The sequence below is a fragment of the Arthrobacter arnarulunnguaqae genome, assembly GCF_051262515.1.
Classification (GTDB): domain Bacteria; phylum Actinomycetota; class Actinomycetes; order Actinomycetales; family Micrococcaceae; genus Arthrobacter_N.
Genome location: NZ_JBIMER010000008.1, coordinates 25,499 through 39,949, shown reverse-complemented (window position 1 = coordinate 39,949; position 14,451 = coordinate 25,499). Strand labels below are relative to the sequence as shown.

Genomic DNA, 14,451 nt, shown 5'->3' with positions numbered 1-14,451 from the left:
CGACAATAGTATCAACTTGATACCGAGCACCTCAAAGTCATACAGTACCCCTATGGACACCGGGCGCCGCTTCAATGTGATGGAGCCCGGCTGCCCTTCGCGCGTGGTGCTGCAGCGCATCGGTGACAAGTGGACGCCCCTGGTCATCCACGGCCTGAAGGACGGCCCGCGCCGATTCTCCGTGCTTCGTTCGGCGGTCGGCGGCGTGACGCCCAAGGTCCTGACACAGACACTTCGCGCCCTCGAGCGCGACGGTCTGGTCCGCCGGACGGTCTACGCGGAGGTGCCCCCGCGCGTGGAGTACCAACTGACCGACACCGGCCGCACGCTGCTGGGGCCTCTCGACGCCGTTCGCATCTGGGCCGAGCAGCACGCCGCGGGCATCCTCGCGGCCCGGGACGACTACGACGACCGCGCAAAGGCCCAAGCATGACCAACGTGAAGAAACCAGCCGCGGAACCCGAATTCCACGGGGACGCGGCAACAGTCGTCCTCCTGCGCGATTCCGCCACCGGTCCGGAGGTCCTCCTCTTGGAGCGCCTGCGCCACAAGGGATCGTTCGCGGGCGCCTGGGTTTTCCCGGGCGGTTACGTCGATCCGGAGGACCGGCACGACGACGATTCGGACGCCGCGGCCCGGCGCGCCGGCGCCCGCGAGACGTTCGAGGAGACGGGTCTGCGGATCGGCGTCGAGGAGCTGGTTCACCTGTCCGTCTGGCTGCCTCCGGCCAGCGCCCCCAAGCGGTTGCGGACGTGGTTCTTCCTGGCCCACGCGCCCGACGCGGAGGTCGTCCTCAGTCCCGACGAGCACCTCGACCACCTCTGGATGCGCCCGGCCGACCTGCTCGAGCGCCACGGCCGCGGCGAGGTGTCTCTGGTCACGCCCACCTGGGTCACGCTCCACGGGTTGGCGGGCGTGCCGTCGGTCGGCGAAGCGCTGTCCGCGGCGGCGGGGGCGGCCCCGGAGACGTTCCGCAGCCGCATGCTTTCGCTGCCCGGCGGCGGGCGGGCCGTGGCCTGGGACGGCGACGCGGAGTACGACGCCGGTGCCCCGGCGTCGGCTGCGCGGGTGGCGGGCGGTGCGGCGCGACACCGGCTGGACATGAGTTCCCTGCCTTGGGTCTACAGCCGAACCGACTAGTCCGGCTGGGGAACTGGACCCTTGCGCGGTAGAGTCGTACCGATGCCTGATTGCCCGCCGCCCGACCCGCGAAGCGTAGGCGCACCGCCGATGTACCGTGACGGTGGCGCCATGTCCCCGCCCGCCCGGCCGGCCGCACATGATGCATCCCCCAAATTTTCGATGCACACCGGTTGAGATAAACCACAGTTTTGAAGCACCGCGGACCCACGTCGCAGGACAGCCTGCCGCCGCACCACGAAGATCGCAGACCCGAGGAAGCCGAACACATGACCAAGTCGCTCGCAGAATTGTCCACCCCGCCCAAGCTCGCTCAGGGAGCCATGCGCATCGTCGCCCTCGGTGGCCTCGGTGAAATCGGCCGCAACATGACGGTGTTCGAGTTCGGCGGAAAACTGCTGATCGTCGACTGCGGCGTCCTCTTCCCCGAGGAGGTCCACCCCGGCGTCGACGTCATCCTCCCGGACTTCACCGCCATCCGCGACCGCATCAACGACGTCGTCGGCATCGTCTTGACACACGGCCACGAGGACCACATCGGTGGCGTCCCGTACCTGTTGCGCGAACGCCGAGACATTCCCCTGATCGGCTCCACGCTGACGCTGGCCTTCATCAAGGCCAAGCTCAAGGAGCACCGGATCAACCCCAAGACCGTCGAGGTCAAGGAGGGCGACCGCACCCCCATGGGTCCGTTCGACCTCGAGTTCGTCGCGGTCAACCACTCCATCCCGGACGGCCTGGCCGTCGCCATCCGCACGCCGGCCGGCATGGTGCTGCACACGGGTGACTTCAAGATGGACCAGTTCCCCCTCGACAACCGCATCACCGACCTGGCCGGCTTCGCGCGCCTCGGCACCGAGGGCGTGGACCTTTTCCTGACGGACTCGACCAACGCCGACGTGCCGGGCTTCACGACGTCGGAGAAGGACCTCCTGCCGGCCATCGACGAGGTCTTCCGCAAGGCGCCCAAGCGGATCATCGTGTCCAGCTTCGCGAGCCACATCCACCGCATCCAGCAGATCCTGGACTCGGCGCACGAGCACGGCCGCAAGGTCGCGTTCGTCGGCCGTTCCATGGTCCGCAACATGACCACCGCCCGCGAGCTGGGCTACCTCAACGTGCCGCGTGGCCTACTGGTGGACTTCAAGACCCTCGAGAAGATGCCGGACAACAAGGCAGTCTTCGTCTGCACCGGTTCGCAGGGCGAGCCGATGGCCGCCCTGGCCCGCATGGCCAGCCGCGACCACATGATCAACATCAATGACGGCGACACGGTGCTGCTGGCCAGCTCGCTGATCCCGGGCAACGAGACGGCCATCTACGGACTGATCAACGCCCTGACCGTCCTCGGCGCGACCGTGGTCCACAAGGGCAACGCCAAGGTGCACGTCTCCGGACACGCCTCCGCCGGCGAGTTGGTGTACTGCTACAACATCGTCAAGCCGAAGAACGTCATGCCCGTGCACGGCGAGCACCGCCACCTGCGCTCCAACGGCGAACTGGCTATCCGCACCGGTGTCCCGAAGGAAAACGTCATCATTGCCGAGGACGGCGTCACGATCGACCTGCAGAAGGGCCACGCCAAGATCAGTGGCCGCATCCCCGCCGGCTACGTCTACGTGGAGGACGGCGTGGTCGGCAAGGCCACGGAGGCCTCGCTGCAGGAGCGCATTCAGTTGGCCGAGGACGGAACCGTCACGGTGCTGGCCATCCTGGACCCGAAGACCAACAAGCTCGTCGAGGATCCGGAGTTCTTCCCCCGCGGCTTCGTGCACGAGCCGGCGGACTTCAAGCCGGCCATCGCGGCCATCGAGAAGGCCCTCAGCGGCGCGCGGAACCGCGATCCGGAGGAGGTCATCGCCGACGCGGTCGCCGTCTGGATGAAGCGGGCCTACCGCCGCAGCCCGGTCATCACGGCCATCGCGGTCGACGCCTAGGCACACGCGGCACCCGGCGCCACATCGGAATGCCCCTCCACCCGGAGTCTCGGGTGGAGGGGCGTTTTGCTGTGCGGATTGCCTGCGGGTCCGGGAAAAACCGGTCACGGTGACCGGTTGCGGATCCGGAGGGGTTAGTGGCTTCCCGCAATGTGGCGCCGGCTCACCGCACGCCGGCCACCGGACAACCGGTCACCGCGAGCGCGGCAGGGGAAACCCGGGGAGCTAGCCGGCCATGGCCTCCGCCAGCACCGGTGCCAGCCGCCGGACGCCCTCGTGGATCTTGTCCGCCGCCACCGCGCTGAACGCCAGCCGCAGCTTGTTGCTCGGCTCGTCAGAGGGAGTGAACGCGGCCCCGGGGATGAAGACCACCCCCGCGTCGATGGCCCGCGCCAGCAGCGGATAGGTATCGATCCCCTCCGGAAGCGTCACCCACACGAAGAATCCGCCCTCGGGCTTCGTCCATTCCACGCCGGCCGGCATGAATTCCTCCAGCGCGTCCAGCATGGCCGCGCACCGCTCCGCGTAGAGCGAGCGGTACGTGCGGATCTGTCCCCGCCAGTCGTGTTCGTTCAGGTAGGCGCTGATCAGGTCCTGGTTCAGTGTCGGCGGGCAGAGGGTCACGGCCTCGCTGGCCAGGTAGAAGCGGCGCAGCAGGTGTTCCGGAACCAGCGCCCAGCCGATCCGCAGCCCGGGGGCCAGTATCTTGGAGAAGGACCCCATGTAGAGCACGTCCTCTGGGTTGGCGGCCCGCAGCGTGGTGTGCGGTTCCCCGTCGAACTTCAAGAGCCCGTATGGGTTGTCCTCCACCACCAGGATGTTGGCCTCGCGGCAGATGTCCACAATCCGCTGGCGGCGGTCCTCGGCGAGCGTGATGCCGGAGGGGTTGTTGAAGTTGGGGATCGTGTAGAGGAACTTGATGGTCCCGCCGCCGGCCCGCACCTCCGCGATGCGCGCCTCGAGCTCCTCGGGCAGCAGGCCGTTCTCGTCCATGCCCACCGGAACCACGGTGACCTCGTGCGATTCGAACGTGTTGAGCGCCCCGACATACGTGGGGTCTTCGCACAGGACCACGTCGCCGGGGTTACAGAACACCTTGCACGCGACGTCCTGCGCCGACTGCGAACCCGTGGTGACGACGACGTTCTCCGGCCGCGCGTCCGTGATGCCCTCCTCGGCCATCACCTCGCAGATCTGCGACCGCAGCCCCGGAGTGCCCTGCCCGCCGCCGTACTGCAGCGCGGAGAGCCCCTCCTCGGTGATGATCCGGTAGGCCATTCCGCCGATCTTCTCGAGCGGCAGCGACTGCAGGAACGGATTGCCCCCGGCCAGGGAGACGAGGCCCGGGCGCATCGAGATGTCGAAGACGTCGCGGACGGCGGACTGCTTGATGTTGGCGGCGCGCTGCGAATACAGGGATTCGTGGCGGTGTGCGGCGGCGGCGCGGGCCAGCGCGACGTCCGTTTCGGTCTGGACCGGATCACTGGCGGCAAGGGGGATATTGGATGTGGTCACCGACACATCCTAACAACCCAAGTTGCCAAATAAGCAACAGTTGTTCCCTGGATGCATCCCGGCGGCCCCTACTCGGTCCCCGCGAGATCCCACAGCGGCGTCCCGTCGACCAGGATCTCCGCCCTCGGGGTCCCGGCCGCCAGCATGGCCGTATGCCGGAGCTGCTCGTGGATCCGTGCGTCGTCGCAGGTGCCCCCGGAAACCACCGCGCCGGTCAGCAGGACGGTCACCGTGTCCCCGCGCACGGTCGCCCCGACGTACTCCAGCTCGGACCGGTGCAGCGCGTTCAGGAGCCCCGACGGTGCGACGAAGCGCTCGCGCCCGGCCAGTAGGTGCCGTATCGCGCCCTCCACTTGGTCGGTGAACTCTGCCGGGTCCGTTGCCGTGGCGACGACGCTGTCCCCGCACCCGATCGCCGGGCCCGCCACGCCGCCGTCGTCCACCGCCACATAGAAAACGGTGAGCGGCGCCAGCGCGGTGATGCTCGCGGCCGCCGGCGGTCCGGCCGGCATCGCGGACGGCGGCCCCGAACGCGGGGCGCCGGGGGACAGGTCCACACCACGGTCCGACGGCGCGCCGCCGGGTTCCGGCACGACGGCGGCGCATCCCGCCGCGGCCGCGAGCGCCAGTGTCGCGAGGACCGCGCCAACGCTGCGAACGGCCGACATGGCGCTCCCTTCGGGCCCGGGCGCCGCGGGTGGCGCCTGGCTTCACGGTAGGTCGCGGCCGCCCCGCCACACAGCACATCTCGGCATCGGTTGGGCGACGTTTCGGGCCGCCCGCACTGTCGGCGCGCCCCCGCGGTCGCCCGCCCCCGCCGTCAGTGGGCCCGCGCCTCCAGCCACGCCTGCACGTCCCGCGGCCGGATCCGGCGGTGGCTGCCGCGGTACTCGACCGGGATGGTCCCCGCGTCGGTCAGCCGGCGCATGTACGTGTTGGAGACCCCCGCGAGCTGCGCGGCCTGCGATGTGTTCAGCAACAGTTCGCTGGTGCTGATCGTGACGGCCTCCCCGCGGGACAGCCGCGCGAGCAGGTCCATCACGGCGTCCGTCGCGCCGGCGGAGAGGCGTAGCGCGGTCCCGTCCACGAAGACGGTGGCGTCGGGCGCGTCGCCGAGGGCCTGCGCCAGCCGCGCCGCCTCCGGGGCTGGCAGCGGCTCGTGGTGCGTGGACTTGGTCAGTGCTGTGGTCTCCGACGGCATGGCACCATCATGCCCCGACGACGTCTGATTCCACCGCACCGTCCTCTTCGGGCAGCCCCGCACGGTGCGCGATGACCTTCGCCAGCCAGTGGTAGGACGCCTTGGGCGTGCGGTTCAGGGTTTCGCGGTCCACGTGCACCAGCCCGAACGTCTGCCGGTACCCCGCCGCCCACTCCCAGTTGTCCATCAGCGTCCAGACGAAGTACCCGCGCAGGTCCATCCCGGCGGCCGGTCCGCCCGGCTTCACCGCGTCCAGGGCGGCGGTCACGTGATCCCGCAGGTAGTGGGCGCGGGCGGTGTCCTGGACCTGCACGACGCCGGTCGCCGGGTCGAGTTCCGGCGTCTCCTCGAAACTCACGCCGCCCTCCGTGATGAAGACCGGGGGCATGTTCGGGTACCGATCGCGCATCCGCCCCAGCATGACGCCGAGGCGCCCGGGGACTATGGGCCAGCCGTACGCGGTGAGCTCGGCGCCCGGCCATTCGACCACGTGGAACGGGGTGGCGGCCTCCTCGGGCTCCCCGCCGGTGGGCAATACCAACGACGCCGGCAGCGGACCCTCCTCGCCCGGTCCGGAGGCGACGAGAGTGGGCATGTAGTAGTTGAGCCCGTAGAAATCCAACGGTTGGTTGATGGTTGCCAGGTCCCCGTCGCGGATCCTCAGGCCGGCGAAGCGGGCGGCCGCCTGGACCGCCGCCGGGTAGGTCCCCAGGAACACCGGATCGGCGAAGAGCCGGTTGTAGGCGGTGTCCACGAGGTCCGCCACGGTCCGGTCCAAGAGGCTGGTCGGATCCGCAGGCTCGCTGGGCGAGTGGACGTTGGACATGCCGATCCCTCCCGCCACACCCTCGGCCCGGAGCGCCTGGGTAGCCAGGCCGTGGCCCAGCAGGAGGTGGTGCACGGCCCGCAGCGACTTGACGCCGGCGTTCCCCGCCGGCGCGTGGAGCGCCGAGCCGTAGCCGTTCCCGGCCACCGTGGCCGGTTCGTTGACCGTGCACCACCAGCGGACCCGGTCGCCGAACTCGCGGCCCATGACCGCGGCGTAGTCGGCGAACCGGTACGCCGCGTCGCGTTCCATCCACCCGCCGTCGTCCTCTATGTACTGGGGCGTGTCCCAGTGGAAAAGCGTCAGCATCGGGGCGATCCCACGCGCGTCCAACTGGTCCAGCAGGCGGTGGTAGAAGTCCAGGCCGCGGCGGTTCGGGACGCCGGAGGCGTCGGGGAAGATCCGGGGCCACGCCGTGGAGAAGCGGTACGCGTCCAGGCCCAGTCCGGCCATCAGCGCGACGTCCTCCGGCATCCGGTGGTAGTGGTCGGTGGAGACGTCGGCGGTCGAGCCGTCGACGGCGGCCTCCTTGCCCGCCACCCAGGTGTCCCAGACGCTGGGTCCGCGGCCGTCTTCGCGGACGGCTCCCTCCACCTGGTAGGCGGCCGTCGCGGCGCCGAGAACGAAGCCCGGGGGCAGCCTGTCGGCCAGCACGCGGGCGGAGATGCTGAGGTCTACGTGGTCGGGACCCAGGGCGTCCGGACCCGGGAATGGGATTGTCATAGGGATATTGTGCGCCGTCCGGCGCGATTTTGGACCGGGACGTTTTCGGGCATTCGACATGACGCGGCCGCCGCCGATGCCGTACCGTGGAAACGAGGTCTAAAGAAAGTACTGACCACTGCGAAGGTGCGCGCCACTACCCTTGGCCGTCATCCGCAGAGCGAGGCAGGAATCCCGCCGCCCCACCCCGGGCCGCGATGTTCCCGCGGAACCCGCGTCGCGCCCGCTGACCGATCAGAGACTTTCCCCAGGAGCAAAGATGCCCACCACTGCGACCGACCCCCAAAACGCCGTCTCCCCCATCACCGAGGAGGAGATCTTCGCTTCCCACGAGGGCGGCAAGCTTTCCGTCGAGTGCACCATGCCGCTGGATTCCAAGCGCGCCCTGTCCATCGCGTACACGCCCGGCGTCGCCCAGGTGTCGCGCGCCATCGCCGAGGATCCCGCCAAGGCCGCCACCCACACTTGGGCCTCGCGACTGGTCGTGGTGGTCTCCGACGGCACCGCCGTCCTCGGTCTCGGCGACATCGGCCCCGCCGCGTCGCTGCCCGTCATGGAGGGCAAGTCCGCCCTGTTCAAGACATTCGGCGGGCTGAACTCCATCCCGCTGGTGCTGGACACGACCAACGTCGACGAGATCATCGAGACCCTGGTGCGGCTGCGCCCGAGCTACGGCGCCGTGAACCTCGAGGACATCGCCGCGCCGCGCTGCTTCGAGCTGGAGGAGCGCCTGATCGAGGCGCTCGACTGCCCGGTGATGCACGACGACCAACACGGCACCGCCGTCGTCGTCCTGGCCGCCCTCACCAACGCCGCGAAGGTGACCGGGCGCGCGTTCGGCGACCTGCGCGTCGTCGTCAGCGGTGCGGGCGCCGCTGGCATCGCGATCGCCGAGATCCTCGTCAACGCGGGCGTCGGCGACGTGGTGCTGGTGGATTCGCGCGGCACCATCAACCGCGAGCGCGACGACCTGAACGCCATCAAGGCGAAGTACGCCGCCAAGACCAACAAGAACGACATCATGGGCGGCATCCGCCAGGCGCTTGACGGCGCGGACGTTCTGGTGGGCGTCTCCTCCTCGAAGGTCGCGGAGGAGGACCTGGCGGGGATGAACGAGGACGCCATCATCTTCGCGCTCTCCAACCCGGACCCGGAGGTCCTGCCCGACGTCGCGGCCAAGTACGCGGCGGTCGTCGCCACGGGGCGTTCAGACTTCCCGAACCAGATCAACAACGTGCTGGCGTTCCCGGGCATCTTCCGCGGCGCGCTCGACGCCGGAGCGCGCCGCATCACGCCGGAGATGAAGATCGCCGCGGCCCACGCCATCGCGGCGCTGGCCGAGGAGGACCTCAGCGCGGACTTCATCGTCCCGTCGCCGCTGGATCCGCGCGTGGCCGAGGCCGTGGCGAAGGCCGTGGGCGAGGCCTCCCGGGGGTAACCGGCCTCCCGCGGTAGCCGGCGCCACATTGGAGCTGCGCAGGTGCCCGCTGCGTGGTGCCTGAGCCCGCGTGCGCCGCGATTCCGCGAAAGGCAGCGCACCTGGGCGGGCTGGTCCCGCGCGCGGGGGCATGGCGCGGCCCAATGTGGCGCCGGCTGTACGGCGGTAAGCTCCCTCCATGTTTGTGGGGTTGGTCACCGGACTGTTTGTGGTAAATGCGCGCGTGACCGGCATGGGTTTGCGGGGTGCTTTGTTAGCGTGGGGAAGCAGTCCGGCCATCGGCGTGATGGTGCGGGCCCTTTCCGCGTACGATCCCGCTTCGATGCAAGGACGAACATGAACTCGGCCAACCCCCAGCCCGCGCCGCCCGGCGTGCAAGCGCAGACGCGCGTCAACAAGACCGTCTTCCTCGGATCCGCCGCGGGTATTCTGGCCATCGCCCTGTGGGCCATCCTCGACCGCGAAACCGCGGACGCCGTCATCGGCACTGTCGTGACCTGGGTCGGGGCCACGTTCGGCTGGTACTACTCGCTGATCGTGGTCCTGGTCTTCGCGTTCGTGGTGGTTGTGGCGGCCAGCAAGGTCGGCAAGACCCGGCTGGGACCGGACCACTCCCGGCCCACTTTCAACCTGTTCACGTGGACGGCCATGCTGTTCGCGGCCGGAATCGGGATCGACCTGATGTTCTTCTCCGTCGCCGAGCCGGTCACGCAGTTCCTCGCGCCGCCGACCGGAGAGGGCGGGGACGTTGCCGCGGCGCGCCAAGCTATGGTCTGGACGCTGTTCCACTACGGGATCCTCGGCTGGGGCCTCTACGCGCTGATGGGCCTAGCCCTAGGCTACTTCGCCTACCGGCACAATCTTCCGCTGAGTATCCGTTCGGCGCTGTACCCGATCCTCGGCAAGCGCATCCATGGCCGCATCGGCGACACCGTGGACATCGCGGCGATGCTCGGCACCATCTTCGGCATCGCGACAAGCCTGGGCATCGGCGTCGCGCAATTGAACTACGGCCTGAACTTCATGTTCGGTGTCCCTGAAACCACGTCGGTGCAAATCGCGCTGATCGCAGTCGCCGTGGCGATGGCCACCGTATCCGTCGTCAGTGGCGTGGAGAAGGGCATCCGTCGACTCTCCGAGTTGAACATCCTCCTGGCCGCAGCGCTGATGCTGTTCGTGCTCATCGCGGGCAAGACCACGTTCCTCTTCGACGCGATCATCCAGAACATCGGCGACACGCTTTCCCGCTTCCCGGGTATGGCGCTGGACACCTTCGCCTACGACCGTCCCGATGGTTGGCTGAACGCCTGGACGCTCTTCTTCTGGGCTTGGTGGATCGCCTGGGCTCCGTTCGTCGGGCTCTTCCTGGCGCGCATCTCCCGCGGACGCACCATCCGTGAATTCGTCACGGGAGTGCTCGTGGTGCCGTTCGCGTTCATCCTGCTCTGGATCTCCATCTTCGGCAACAGCGCCCTGAGCCTCGTCATGGGTGGCAACGCCGCCTTCGGCGAAACGGCCATGAACACGCCGGAACGGGCGTTCTACGGCCTGCTGGAGCAATACCCGGCGGCCCCGCTGAGCGCGGCCGTCGCCACCTTCACCGGATTGTTGTTCTACGTGACCAGTGCGGACTCCGGTGCCCTGGTGATGAGCAACTTCACCTCGCACCTCAAGGACGCCGACTCGGACGGACCCAAGTGGCTGCGGATCTTCTGGGCCATGGCCACCGGGGTGCTGACGCTCGCCATGCTGTTGGTTGGTGGAGTGCCGACGCTGCAAAGCGCCACGGTCATCATGGGGTTGCCCTTCTCCGTGGTCCTCCTCTTCATCATGCTGGGGCTCTATAAGGCGCTGCGTGTCGAGACGGCGCTCGCGGCCAGCTTCCGCGCCGGACTGCCCTCGGTGCTCTCGTCGCGGGCAAATTCCGCGGGCCAGGACCCCCTCCGCGGCTGGCGGCAGCGCGTGTCCCGGGCGATGAGCTACCCCGGCCGCCGTCAGGCGCAGCGCTTCGTGGAGGACATCGCCTATCCGGCACTGGATGAGGTCCGCGGCGAACTCGCCGAGCAGGGTGTCGACGCTCGCCTGGAGAGCGGCGTCGTGGAGCAGATCGGGATAGACACCGCGGACCTGTACGTCGAGCTCGGCGACGAACGGGTGTTCAAGTACCAGGTGTACCCGGTGCAGCATGACGTCCCGTCCTACGCGAAGTCCACGGCGGCGGGTAACAAGTACTACCGCATGGAGGTGTTCTCCCTCGAGGGAAGCCACGGCTACGACCTCTTCGGGTCCTCTCGCGAGCAGCTCATCGCCGACGTCCTGGACCACTACGAGGTCCACCTGGAATTCCTGCACCAGAACCGCGGGACGCTGGCTTCCAGCACCGTCGCCGAAAGTGCGGCACCCAAGGCGGAATGGGAAGGCGACTACGAGACCGTGGACGAGGAGTCCCTCGTCCCCGCAGCTGCCTCCGCCGATTCCGTCTCGACAACCACAACATCCACCCACCGAAACCACCCCGAGAAGGAGACGCCATGAGCATCGCTTCGGCCTCCGCGGCCAAGTCCCTGTACATCGACGGAGTCTGGACGGCGGCCCGTTCCGGGGCCACCCGCGACATCGTCTGCCCGGCCGACGGCGCAGTCGTCGCCACGGTCTCGGAGGCAGGCCGCGCAGACAGCGAATTGGCCATCGCCGCCGCGCGCCGCGCCTTCGACTCAGGGGTCTGGTCCGCCGTACCGGCACCCCGCCGCGGCGACTTCCTGTTGCGGACCGCGGCGCGGCTGCGCGAGCGCCGCGAGGAGTTCGCCCGTGCCGAGTCGCTGGACACCGGTAAGCGGATTCTCGAGAGCCGTATCGACATGGATGACATCATCGCGTGCTTCGAGTACTTTGGCCGCCTCGCCGGCCAAGACGCCGGGCGCGTCGTCGACGCCGGGGACAACGGCGTCGTCAGTCGCGTGGCCTACGAGCCGGTCGGCGTTTGCGGCATGATCACGCCGTGGAACTATCCGCTGCTGCAGGCGGCGTGGAAGATGGCCCCCGCGATCGCCGCGGGCTGCTCCTTCGTGCTCAAGCCCTCGGAGCTGACGCCCTCCACTTCGATGCTCATGATGGACGTCTTCGAGGAGCTCGGGTTGCCGGCCGGGGTCGCCAACCTGGTCACGGGGGCGGGCGCCGAGGCCGGCGCGCCGCTCTCCGAGCACCCGGACGTGGATATGGTGTCCTTCACCGGCGGGCTGGAGACCGGCAAGCGGATCGCGGCCGCCGCGGCCGCGACCGTGAAGAAGGTCGCCCTGGAGTTGGGCGGCAAGAACCCGAACGTGGTCTTCGCGGATGCCGACTTCGACGCCGCGGTGGACAACGCACTGAACGCCGCGTTCGTGCACTCCGGCCAGGTGTGCTCCGCGGGCGCCCGGTTGATCGTCGAGGAGTCCATTGCCGAGCGTTTTGTCGACGAACTGGTTCGCCGCGCACGGGAGATCCGCCTAGGCGGTCCGTTCAATGAGAACTCTGAGACCGGCCCGTTGATCTCCTCGGCACATCGGGACAAGGTGGACGCGTACGTGCGCGCCGGCGTCGCCGAGGGGGCGCGGTTGCGCTGTGGCGGCGAGTTCGGTGCCGGGGATTTGGCGGTGGGCCAGTACTACCTGCCCACCATCCTGGACCGGGTGACGCGCGGCATGAGCGTGGTGGTGGACGAGGCCTTCGGCCCGGTGGTAACGGTGGAGACGTTCTCGGGTGAGGAGGAGGCCGTCGCCACGGCCAATGACACGCACTACGGCCTCGCAGGCGCCGTCTGGACCCAGGACGCGGGCCGCGCGCAGCGGGTGGCAGGCAGGCTGCGCCACGGGACCATCTGGATCAACGACTTCCACCCCTACCTGCCGCAGGCCGAGTGGGGCGGCTTCGGCCAATCGGGCGTCGGGCGGGAGCTCGGCCCCAGCGGGCTCGCCGAGTATCAGGAGGCCAAGCACATCTACCAGAACACGGATCCGCAGGTCACCGGCTGGTTCGCTGACCACGGACAGGGGAAGTGATGACGAACAAACAGCTGGACGGGCGTGAGTTCGACTACATCGTCATCGGGGGAGGCTCCGCCGGGGCCGCCGTTGCCGCACGGCTCAGCGAGGACCCATCCGTGGAGGTGGTCCTCGTCGAGGCCGGCCCCGACGACAGGGACCTGCCGGAAATCCTGCAGCTGGACCGCTGGATGGAGCTCCTGGAGTCTGGGTACGACTGGGACTACCCGATCGAGCCGCAGGAGAACGGAAATTCCTTCATGCGCCACGCCCGCGCCAAGGTGATGGGCGGCTGCTCCAGCCACAACTCCTGCATCGCCTTCTGGGCCCCGCGGGAGGACCTGGACGAGTGGGAGTCTGTCCACGGCGCCACCGGCTGGAACGCCGATGCCACCTACCCGCTGTTCCGGCGCCTGGAGACCAACGAGGACGCCGGACCGGACGCGCCACACCACGGCAGCTCGGGCCCGGTTCACCTGATGAACGTGCCGCCCGTGGACCCGTCCGGCGTGGCGATCCTAGACGCGTGTGAGCAGGCCGGGATCCCGCGCTCCCGTTTCAACGACGGCACCACCGTGGTCAACGGGGCGAATTTCTTCCAGATCAACCGGCGCAGCGACGGCACGCGGTCCTCCAGCTCCGTCTCCTACATCCACCCGATCATGGAGCGGCCCAACTTCACCTTGCTGACGGGCCTGCGCGCCCGCGTGCTGAACTTCGACGCGGACCGCCGATGCACCGGCGTCGATGTTGTGGACTCCGCGTTCGGCACCACGCACACGCTCTCCGCGCGCCGCGAGGTGGTGCTGTCCGCGGGCGCGGTCGACTCGCCCAAGCTGCTGATGCTCTCCGGCATCGGCCCCGCCCAGCACCTGACCGAGCACGGCATCGAGGTCCTCGTCGATTCCCCCGGCATCGGGGAGAACCTCCAGGACCACCCCGAGGGTGTCATCCAGTGGGAAGCGAAGAAGCCCATGGTGGAGCAGTCCACCCAGTGGTGGGAGATCGGTGTCTTCACCCCCACCGAGGAGGGGCTGGACCGACCGGACCTGATGATGCACTACGGCACCGTTCCGTTCGACATGCACACGCTTCGCCAGGGATACCCGACCACGGAGAACGGTTTCTGCCTGACCCCCAACGTCACGCATGCGCGTTCCCGGGGGACGGTTCGGCTGCGCAGTCGCGACTACCGTGACAAGCCGATGGTGGATCCGCGTTACTTCACGGACGCCGAAGGACACGATATGCGCGTCATGGTCGCGGGGATCCGCAAGGCCCGCGAAATCGTGGCACAGCCGGCGATGGCCGAGTGGGCGGGCCGCGAGCTGTATCCAGGGACGGAGGTGCAGTCCGACGACGAGATCCGCGACTACATCCGCAAGACGCACAACACGGTCTACCACCCGGCCGGCACCGTGAAAATGGGCGCCGCCGCTGATCCGTCCGCGCCGCTCGATCCCGAACTACGCGTCAAGGGGATTGCCGGGCTCCGTGTCGCCGACGCCTCGGTGATGCCGGAGCTGGTCACCGTGAACCCGAACATCACCACCATGATGATCGGTGAGCGGTGCGCCGATCTCATCCGCGGGACGGTCTAGGAGCGCGCCGAAACGTCACCGAACCGCTCCCTGTCCGTTCTCGTTTGCGCG

The 14,451-nt window shown here is 68.8% G+C and carries 11 protein-coding genes; 7 read left to right on the top strand and 4 right to left on the bottom strand.

Annotated features, from left to right (window positions below; all coding sequences use genetic code 11):
• The first annotated feature begins 52 nt into the window (after positions 1 to 52).
• The 3 genes from ACHAAJ_RS09280 (at position 53) to ACHAAJ_RS09270 (ending at position 3,077) form a co-directional block, all read left to right on the top strand.
• Positions 53 to 433, top strand: a complete 381-nt coding sequence (locus ACHAAJ_RS09280; RefSeq protein WP_435727803.1) for a winged helix-turn-helix transcriptional regulator — start codon at positions 53 to 55, stop codon at positions 431 to 433.
• Positions 430 to 1,140, top strand: coding sequence for an NUDIX hydrolase (locus ACHAAJ_RS09275; protein ID WP_435727802.1), 711 nt, complete (start codon positions 430 to 432; stop codon positions 1,138 to 1,140). The genes ACHAAJ_RS09280 and ACHAAJ_RS09275 overlap by 4 nt, the downstream gene beginning before the upstream one ends.
• A gap of 269 nt (positions 1,141 to 1,409) precedes the next feature.
• Positions 1,410 to 3,077, top strand: a complete 1,668-nt coding sequence (locus tag ACHAAJ_RS09270) for a ribonuclease J (RefSeq protein WP_435727801.1) — start codon at positions 1,410 to 1,412, stop codon at positions 3,075 to 3,077.
• 225 nt (positions 3,078 to 3,302) lie between these two features.
• Here the strand turns inward: ACHAAJ_RS09270 and ACHAAJ_RS09265 are convergent, their stop codons facing one another.
• The 4 genes from ACHAAJ_RS09265 to ACHAAJ_RS09250 form a co-directional block, all read right to left on the bottom strand.
• Positions 3,303 to 4,592, bottom strand: a complete 1,290-nt coding sequence (locus tag ACHAAJ_RS09265; RefSeq protein ID WP_435727800.1) for an aminotransferase-like domain-containing protein — start codon at positions 4,590 to 4,592, stop codon at positions 3,303 to 3,305.
• 68 nt (positions 4,593 to 4,660) lie between these two features.
• Complete coding sequence (locus tag ACHAAJ_RS09260; RefSeq protein ID WP_435727799.1) at positions 4,661 to 5,260, bottom strand: hypothetical protein; 600 nt, start codon at positions 5,258 to 5,260, stop codon at positions 4,661 to 4,663.
• 152 nt (positions 5,261 to 5,412) lie between these two features.
• Positions 5,413 to 5,793, bottom strand: coding sequence for a helix-turn-helix domain-containing protein (locus ACHAAJ_RS09255; protein ID WP_435727798.1), 381 nt, complete (start codon positions 5,791 to 5,793; stop codon positions 5,413 to 5,415).
• Positions 5,794 to 5,800: 7 nt separating this feature from the next.
• Positions 5,801 to 7,342 (bottom strand): glycoside hydrolase family 1 protein, encoded by a 1,542-nt coding sequence (locus ACHAAJ_RS09250; protein ID WP_435727797.1) that lies wholly within the window; start codon positions 7,340 to 7,342, stop codon positions 5,801 to 5,803.
• A 259-nt stretch (positions 7,343 to 7,601) separates the two neighbouring features.
• On the opposite strand from ACHAAJ_RS09250, the gene ACHAAJ_RS09245 reads away from it, so the two are divergent.
• The 4 genes from ACHAAJ_RS09245 to ACHAAJ_RS09230 all read left to right on the top strand — a co-directional run bounded on the left by ACHAAJ_RS09245 (position 7,602) and on the right by ACHAAJ_RS09230 (position 14,400).
• Complete coding sequence (locus ACHAAJ_RS09245) at positions 7,602 to 8,780, top strand: NAD(P)-dependent malic enzyme (RefSeq protein WP_435727796.1); 1,179 nt, start codon at positions 7,602 to 7,604, stop codon at positions 8,778 to 8,780.
• Between the two features lie 336 nt (positions 8,781 to 9,116).
• The gene (betT, locus tag ACHAAJ_RS09240; protein WP_435727795.1) at positions 9,117 to 11,315 is read left to right on the top strand and encodes a choline BCCT transporter BetT; all 2,199 of its coding nucleotides are present in this window, start codon (positions 9,117 to 9,119) and stop codon (positions 11,313 to 11,315) included.
• The gene (locus tag ACHAAJ_RS09235; protein ID WP_435727794.1) at positions 11,312 to 12,817 is read left to right on the top strand and encodes an aldehyde dehydrogenase family protein; all 1,506 of its coding nucleotides are present in this window, start codon (positions 11,312 to 11,314) and stop codon (positions 12,815 to 12,817) included. The genes betT and ACHAAJ_RS09235 overlap by 4 nt, the downstream gene beginning before the upstream one ends.
• On the top strand, positions 12,817 to 14,400 hold the full coding sequence (locus ACHAAJ_RS09230; protein WP_435727793.1) for a GMC family oxidoreductase: 1,584 nt from the start codon (positions 12,817 to 12,819) through the stop codon (positions 14,398 to 14,400). The genes ACHAAJ_RS09235 and ACHAAJ_RS09230 overlap by 1 nt, the downstream gene beginning before the upstream one ends.
• Positions 14,401 to 14,451: the final 51 nt, after the last annotated feature.

What these genes read in the sequence shown, in the direction of transcription:
- ACHAAJ_RS09270 (WP_435727801.1), top strand. Translation starts at nt 1,410, where the DNA reads ATGACCAAGTCGCTCGCAGAATTGTCCACCCCGCCCAAGCTCGCTCAG.
- ACHAAJ_RS09275 (WP_435727802.1), top strand. Translation starts at nt 430, where the DNA reads ATGACCAACGTGAAGAAACCAGCCGCGGAACCCGAATTCCACGGGGAC.
- ACHAAJ_RS09230 (WP_435727793.1), top strand. Translation starts at nt 12,817, where the DNA reads ATGACGAACAAACAGCTGGACGGGCGTGAGTTCGACTACATCGTCATC.
- ACHAAJ_RS09260 (WP_435727799.1), bottom strand. Translation starts at nt 5,260, where the DNA reads ATGTCGGCCGTTCGCAGCGTTGGCGCGGTCCTCGCGACACTGGCGCTC.
- ACHAAJ_RS09280 (WP_435727803.1), top strand. Translation starts at nt 53, where the DNA reads ATGGACACCGGGCGCCGCTTCAATGTGATGGAGCCCGGCTGCCCTTCG.
- betT (WP_435727795.1), top strand. Translation starts at nt 9,117, where the DNA reads ATGAACTCGGCCAACCCCCAGCCCGCGCCGCCCGGCGTGCAAGCGCAG.
- ACHAAJ_RS09245 (WP_435727796.1), top strand. Translation starts at nt 7,602, where the DNA reads ATGCCCACCACTGCGACCGACCCCCAAAACGCCGTCTCCCCCATCACC.
- ACHAAJ_RS09235 (WP_435727794.1), top strand. Translation starts at nt 11,312, where the DNA reads ATGAGCATCGCTTCGGCCTCCGCGGCCAAGTCCCTGTACATCGACGGA.
- ACHAAJ_RS09250 (WP_435727797.1), bottom strand. Translation starts at nt 7,342, where the DNA reads ATGACAATCCCATTCCCGGGTCCGGACGCCCTGGGTCCCGACCACGTA.
- ACHAAJ_RS09255 (WP_435727798.1), bottom strand. Translation starts at nt 5,793, where the DNA reads ATGCCGTCGGAGACCACAGCACTGACCAAGTCCACGCACCACGAGCCG.